This is a genomic window from Rhodopila globiformis, from assembly GCF_002937115.1.
GTDB classification, from domain to species: domain Bacteria; phylum Pseudomonadota; class Alphaproteobacteria; order Acetobacterales; family Acetobacteraceae; genus Rhodopila; species Rhodopila globiformis.
Genome location: NZ_NHRY01000119.1, coordinates 1 through 6,579, shown reverse-complemented (window position 1 = coordinate 6,579; position 6,579 = coordinate 1). Strand labels below are relative to the sequence as shown.

The following is a 6,579-nucleotide window of genomic DNA, read 5'->3' as shown; positions in this document are numbered from 1 at the left end:
TCCCATTTGGTGTGATTTAGGCTCTCGAATTCGTCCATTGATGGAACTCCATCAGCGTGTGCTTTGGCGGCTCACGCTCCAGAGTTTCATTGATGGGCGAACCGGGGCCTACCCCCGCAAATGTCAAACTGCTGCTGCCTCCCCGGCAGAGCCGGGGGAACTCCCGGTTACGTTAGAACAGGCGGCGGTCACGTTGCCGCCGGTGGCCCGGGCGCGTAGGCTGCCGGCAAACAACAGGAGACCGTCCGCATGCCGCAGGCTCTGCCGGCCATTGCCCTTGTCGCCGTTCCCGGGCGCCGCCGCCGCACCATCGAGATCGCGCAGGAGATCGAGCGGCGCGGCTTCGCCGGCATCTACGCGCCCAGCCTGTTCGGCAACATGTCGCTGTGCGAGGCGCTGGCCTGGAACACCACGCGCATCCCGTTCGGCACCGCCATCGCGCCGATCTATCAGCGCACGCTGCTGGATTTCGCGCAGAGCGCGGCGGCGATGCACGAGGTCTCGGGCGGACGGTTCCGCCTGGGCATCGGCGTGGCGCACGCGCCGTCGCATGTGCGCATGGGCGTGACTCCCGGCAAGCCGCTGGGCGACGTCCGCGCCTTCATCGAGAAATACCGCATCCAGGAGGGGCTGGGGCCGCTGCCGCCGGTCATCGTCGCGGCGCTGCGGCGGAAGATGGTGGCGCTGGCGGGGGAACTGGCCGAGGGCGTGGTGTTCGCCAATGCCTGCCTGTCGCACATGGCGGCGTCGCTGGCGGCGCTGCCGGCGGCGAAGCGGACGGACCCGTCGTTCTTTATCGGCAACATGATCCCGACCTGCATCAGCGACGACATCGAGGCGGCGAAGGCGGTGAACCGGCGGACGCTGCTGGGCTATGCGTTCCTGCCGAACTACCGCAATTACTGGAAGGAAGCCGGCTACGAGGAAGAAATGACCGCGATCGAGACGGCGGTCGCCACCGACCGCCGCGACGCCGTGCCGCAGTTCCTGACCGACCGCTGGCTGGCGGACAACACGCTGTTCGGCCCGGCGGCCAAGGTGCGGGAGGGTGTCGAGGCCTGGCACGCCGCGGGGGTGCGGGATTTGATCATCGTGCCGTCCTCGGTGGCGGGGAACCAGATGAAGGCGCTGGAGGAAGTGTTCGAGGCGTTCCGGTGAAGGGGCCGGGGCTGCCGCCGCCGTGCCGGCCGGGGAGGCAAAGGCGCTGACATAACCCGGAACGGGGCGCCGGGAACAGGGCACCGCCGTTCCCACCCCGTCATGGCCCGGCTTGTCCGGGCCACCTGTCGCGGCACAGGTACTGGAACAGGTGGCCCGGACAAGCCGGGCCATGACGATCAAGGAAAGGCCGTTCTCCAGGCACCGCCTTGTCCTGATATGCATGGGGACACGCCCTACGCAATGCACACATCCCGGAAACGAGTCGGAAATGACCGTAAAATCAAGTGCTTGCCTGGGCGCCAAGAACGTTCCACCATCGTCATGGCCCGGCTTGTCCGGGCCACCTGTCGCGGCACAAGTGCTGGAATAGGTGGCCCGGACAAGCCGGGCCATGACGAAAGGGAAACGCCGCGGCGGACCGTTTCCGAGATGTGTGCATCCCGTAGGGACACGCCCGGCCATGACGGAGGGGCAATGGACCCGGCCCTGTCTCTCTGAAGTTGGCGCCCATGGGGGAGGCACGGGCCATCATGCCGGGTTTGGGCGTCACTTCACCCCCTTGACGGTGGCGCACTGGTTCGTGGTTGGCTACGGCTCGCCCGGTCCGGGCAGCGGCGCGCATCCGTCGCGCGGCCGTTCCGGCTTTAGAACGGGTGCCGTTGCCTGTGCGTGAAGAAGGAGTGACGCCATGAAAGCGCTGCAGTGCCGGGAAGTCGGTCCGCCGGAGGCACTTATCCTGGCGGACGTCCCGCCGCCCGAGCCGGCGGCCGGGCAGGTGGTCGTCGCCGTCAAGGCCTGCGGCATCGGTTATCCCGACGGGCTGATCATCCAGGACAAGTACCAGTTCAAGCCCGAGCGTCCGTTCGCCCCCGGCGGCGAGGTCGCCGGCACGGTGGTGCGCCTGGGCCCGGACGTGCGGGGCTGGGCCGTCGGCGATGAGGTGATGGCGTTCACCTACTGGGGCGGACTGGCGGAGGAAATGGCCATCGACGCCGGGCGGCTGGTGGCCAAGCCGGCGGTGATGCGCTTCGCCGAGGCGACGGCGTGCGTCATGACCTATGGGACCGCCCTTTATGCGCTGGAGGACCGCGCCGCGCTGCAGGCCGGCGAGACGCTGCTGGTCCTCGGCGCCGCCGGCGGCGTCGGGTCCGCGGCGATCCAGATCGGCAAGGCGCTGGGCGCGCGGGTGATCGCCGCCGCCTCGACGCCGGAGAAGGCGGCGTTCTGCCGCGGGCTGGGGGCGGACGCGTGCATCGACTACACGAAGGCGGAGTGGCGGGAGCACCTGAAGGCGCTGACCGGCGGCCGGGGGGTGGACGTGATCTTCGACCCGGTCGGCGGGGCGTATGCCGAGCCGGCGCTGCGGTCCATCGCGTGGCAGGGGCGGTATCTGGTCGTGGGGTTTGCCGCCGGGGAGATCCCAAGGATCGCGCTGAACCTGATCCTGCTGAAGGGGTGCTCGGTGGTCGGCGTGTTCTGGGGCGCGTTCTTCGACCGTGGGGGAGAGGCGCGGGACCGGCACGTGGCGCGGCTGGCGGCGTTGTATGAGGCTGGGGCGATCAGGCCGGCGGTGTCCGCGGTGTATCCGTTGCGCGACGCCGCCCGGGCCATCCGGGCGGTGATGGATCGGCAGGCGACCGGGAAGATCGTGGTGGAGGTGGGGGCGTAGGCGGGGCGGTGGCGCCGGGGACCGGTTTGGACCCCGGGCGGTTGCCTGGTCCGGTCTGCCGATCGGCGAGGCGATGGATGTGACCGGCTGGCTCGGGGGACATGTTTCCCAGTGGCCTTGGGCGGGCGGGTGATGTGCGGGAGAGGCGGTTTGAAGCGGATTTGCCGGCCGATGACGAACTTGCCGGTTGATGGGACGTCTGTTTGTAGCTACATTGAAGCTACATTTTATCCGAGAGGCCATTCATGACCGCCGATACCATCGTCCGCGCCCGCATTGACCAGGCCACCAAGGAACGGGCCGCCGCAGCGCTTGCCGCCATGGGATTGTCGATTTCAGATGCCATCCGCCTGCTGATGCTGCGGATCGCCGACGAGAAGCGCCTGCCGTTCGAGGTGAAAGTGCCGAACGCCGGAAGCGTTGAAGCGATGACGGAACTGGAACAGGGAAACGGCAAACGGTTCGCCGACAGCGCCGCTCTGTTCAAGGATCTGGGGCTGTAGGTGCTGACGCCTGTCGTCTCGACCCGGTTCAGGAAGGATGTGAAGCGGGCCGAGCGGCGCGGCAAGGATATGGGCAAGCTGCGAACAGTGCTGTCGCTGCTGATCGAGGCCCGGTCACTTCCGGCTGCCTACGGTGATCATCCGCTGAAAGGCGCCTGGAAGGGGTTTCGCGATCTGCATATCGAGCCGGATTGGCTGCTGCTCTACCGCGTGGAGGGTGACGAACTGCAGCTTGCCCGGACTGGGAGTCATGCGGATCTGTTTGATGAATAGGGGAATGCAAGAGAGTGGCAGCGCTGGCCGCTGACGGGCTCCACTTCAACCGCGAACGCGTCATGGATCGCTTGGCTCGGATTGTGGTGCCTCTGGTCGATGGCGCAGTCCGGCGACTTCTCCCATAGCGGCGCACGGGTCCATGCTCGGCTTTGATCGCATCGCGCTGGCGCAGGTGTGGTTTGGGAGGTTCTGCTGATGTCGGCATCAACGTATTGGCTTCTTGTCGCACCGGCTGCCATGCTGGTGCTGTCGGGCATTGGCTGGGTGGCGCTGTGGATCACGCGGCCGCCGAGGTCGGCGCGGTCGCACCGGACCCCGGGGCCGCGCAGCTGATCGTCCGACGGCGGCCAAGGCCACCACACGGGAGCGACAAGCCACTTCCCCAGCCTTAATTTGGGATACGTCCCACGTTGCCAAGAAACGATTGGACATGCTCCTATTGCTTTGCCACAAAAATTGATGGAGCAAAAGGCGATGACGAAGCGGGCACAGCTATTGCCAAATGCAGCGCCAGTGGAGCGTGAGGTCTTCCGGCGCATGGTCCGCGCCGGTATGGGCCAGACGGCGCTTGCCCTGAAGGCTGGCCTCAACGAGACTTATGTCAGGGATCTGTTCAAGGGCCGGTCACTGAACCCGAGGACCGAGCAGCTTAAGAAATTGGCCAACGCTCTCGGTTGCAACATGCCCGAACTACTGATCGAAGCCGGCGCGACGCCAAGTGATCTGACAGAGTTCAGAGAGCCGTCTGATGTGCTCCCTCTCCGGCCCGCTGAGGTCGGTCTGATCCGCCTCTGGCGGGCTCTCAAGCAGCCGGCACGGGACAACCTGCTCGATAGGGCCACCGAGCTTTTTAGTCGCCAGACTGACTTGCGACAGGAATGAAACTATAAACCAATATTGTGCTGCTCAATCGGGGTCGTCGCTTGAGAATATCAGATCACAGCGGTTATGTCCTGATCGTGTGGCTTCGCTGAAGCTGATATTATGGCGGGCTTAGGTGCAAATGCGCCCATGCACAAAATGATTGGTCTTTCGTTTGGGTCTTGTGGGATCAATTCGCCTTGAGCGCGTTGATGCGGCGCGCCTCCACTGCCGTAGAGTCGCCAAACGGTAAGTCGAATGATATTGCACAATCGACCTTAATTCGATATAAATATCTCCTTGATTGTGGTATGGCTTCCGATGACAAAGGACCAACGGCTTTCGGCGCTTCTAGGCGCTGGCTATTTTCCTGACGAGCTGCCTCCCCCGTTCACGACTAGTAGCTTCGCCAAGTTTCGCAAGGCCATCGGGATAGCTTGGTCTGCCATACCTGGTGATTACCCAAAAACGATACCCGAGACTTTTTCCATTCCTCGTGCCAAAGGCGTCCGGCGCGATCTTTCTATTGTCAATCCAATAGCCGAATACCATGTTGCGAAGCTGATCGCTGACAATTGGGTGGAAATCCGCAGGCATTTGAAGTCCTGCAACTTTGGTCCGACCCCGTTGGAAATCGTGACTGGTCAACAGCGGGCAGTAGAGGCTCCTGACTTTAGACTTATTGCTCTCCGCCAAGCGGAGATATCGGCGTCGTACGACCATATTCTTGTTGCAGATATCTCACGCTTCTACGGCACTCTCTATACACATGCTATTCCCTGGGCTCTCCACTCCAAGGCGTGGTGTAAGCAGCACCTGAACAAGCAAATCTACGATGCTTCACTTGGTGCAAGACTCGATAAAGCAGTGCGAAAAGGGAACGATAATCAAACCATTGGGATCCCGGTTGGACCTGACAGTTCTCGAATTATCTCAGAACTTGTGGCCATTTCTGTTGATGTAGAGTTACGAGATAAACTCGAGATCTCATCGACCGGCGCGCTACGCAACGTCGATGATTGGTATATAGGCTTTGAAACCGCTGGCCAGGCAGAGGACGCAATCGCGACCATCGCCGCCGCGTGCAGAATGTATCAACTTGAAATACATCCAGACAAGACCACTTTTTGGCGCGCCGGAAGCACAGTGGACGCTGTTTGGCCAACAACGCTCCGGCAACAGACCTTTGCCGCAACTGCCAGCGGCCAGGGACGAGATATCGAGCATTTTTTTGCACTTGCTTTTGATTTCGCTAAAAATTACCCGTTTCAGAACGTTCTAGATTTCGCAATTAAAAGGACAATGGCAATCAAGGTGCTTTTGGACAATTGGCATCGCTATGAGACCTACTTGTTGAAGGCCGTTCGAGCAAACCCAACGACGATCCCGGCGGTTGTCCAAATCTTCGCCAGTTACAAAGCAGAGGGCTATGCACTTAATGTAGACCGCATCGGCAAACTTATAAAGGACTTCATCAGGCATTGTGCACCAGCAAGCAGACATGCCGAAATCGCGTGGATGTTGTTTCTCGCCAAAGCGCTCAAGATTAGTCTCAACCCCTCTGATGTAGCGCCAGTTACCGAGCTTGAAAGTTCAGTATGCGCACTACTTACGCTAGATCTACGTTCGCGTTCGCTCATTAACGGGAGAATCGATACTTCACTATGGGAGCAAAGCCTGACTGGTGCTGGTTTGATATCGAGCAACTGGTTGCTGGCATACGAAGCTTCGATCAGGGGCTGGCTCCCAACACCGGCTCCAAGTTTCGTTGATACACACAATCGATTTTGTGTGCTGAAGACGTATGGTGTGAGCTTCTATGATATCAACAGAAACGTGAAGCATATCAAAGCACGAAAACCGCGGCGCATTTCATCCGCACTGGCTCAGTATCTCGCCGGCACCAGAGGCAATACCCTGCCTGCTCACGCCTCTGAGTTGTCTCTTAGTAAATATCCCCCGGCAGAGCCGGGGGCTTTATAGTGTTGGCCGCTCAAAGCGGCCGGGCGGGTCGCTGACGCGGCCCGTTGAGTGTGAGCCGCTCAAAGCGGCAAGCGGGACCGCTAACGCGGTCCCGGGTTCAGTTGGCCACTAAAGTGGCCGGTTCAG

At 61.8% G+C, this 6,579-nt stretch carries 6 protein-coding genes; all 6 read left to right on the top strand.

Going from position 1 to position 6,579, the window contains the following annotated elements:
* Positions 1–249: 249 nt before the first annotated feature.
* The 6 genes from CCS01_RS11840 to CCS01_RS32740 all read left to right on the top strand — a co-directional run bounded on the left by CCS01_RS11840 (position 250) and on the right by CCS01_RS32740 (position 6,453).
* Positions 250–1,158, top strand: coding sequence for an LLM class flavin-dependent oxidoreductase (locus CCS01_RS11840; RefSeq protein ID WP_104519033.1), 909 nt, complete (start codon positions 250–252; stop codon positions 1,156–1,158).
* A 691-nt stretch (positions 1,159–1,849) separates the two neighbouring features.
* Positions 1,850–2,830 carry an NADPH:quinone oxidoreductase family protein gene (locus CCS01_RS11835; RefSeq protein WP_104519032.1) on the top strand — a complete coding sequence of 327 codons (981 nt, stop codon included), beginning with the start codon at positions 1,850–1,852 and terminating at the stop codon, positions 2,828–2,830.
* Between the two features lie 245 nt (positions 2,831–3,075).
* Positions 3,076–3,333: a type II toxin-antitoxin system RelB/DinJ family antitoxin gene (locus tag CCS01_RS11830; protein ID WP_104519031.1), complete on the top strand. Its 258-nt coding sequence runs from the start codon at positions 3,076–3,078 to the stop codon at positions 3,331–3,333.
* On the top strand, positions 3,334–3,606 hold the full coding sequence (locus CCS01_RS11825; RefSeq protein ID WP_104519030.1) for a type II toxin-antitoxin system RelE/ParE family toxin: 273 nt from the start codon (positions 3,334–3,336) through the stop codon (positions 3,604–3,606).
* A 477-nt stretch (positions 3,607–4,083) separates the two neighbouring features.
* Complete coding sequence (locus CCS01_RS11820) at positions 4,084–4,491, top strand: helix-turn-helix domain-containing protein (protein WP_158258352.1); 408 nt, start codon at positions 4,084–4,086, stop codon at positions 4,489–4,491.
* A 300-nt stretch (positions 4,492–4,791) separates the two neighbouring features.
* Entirely contained in the window at positions 4,792–6,453 is a 1,662-nt protein-coding gene (locus CCS01_RS32740; RefSeq protein ID WP_146101704.1) for an RNA-directed DNA polymerase, read from the top strand.
* Positions 6,454–6,579: the final 126 nt, after the last annotated feature.

What these genes read in the sequence shown, in the direction of transcription:
- CCS01_RS11835 (WP_104519032.1), top strand. Translation starts at nt 1,850, where the DNA reads ATGAAAGCGCTGCAGTGCCGGGAAGTCGGTCCGCCGGAGGCACTTATC.
- CCS01_RS32740 (WP_146101704.1), top strand. Translation starts at nt 4,792, where the DNA reads ATGACAAAGGACCAACGGCTTTCGGCGCTTCTAGGCGCTGGCTATTTT.
- CCS01_RS11840 (WP_104519033.1), top strand. Translation starts at nt 250, where the DNA reads ATGCCGCAGGCTCTGCCGGCCATTGCCCTTGTCGCCGTTCCCGGGCGC.
- CCS01_RS11820 (WP_158258352.1), top strand. Translation starts at nt 4,084, where the DNA reads ATGACGAAGCGGGCACAGCTATTGCCAAATGCAGCGCCAGTGGAGCGT.
- CCS01_RS11830 (WP_104519031.1), top strand. Translation starts at nt 3,076, where the DNA reads ATGACCGCCGATACCATCGTCCGCGCCCGCATTGACCAGGCCACCAAG.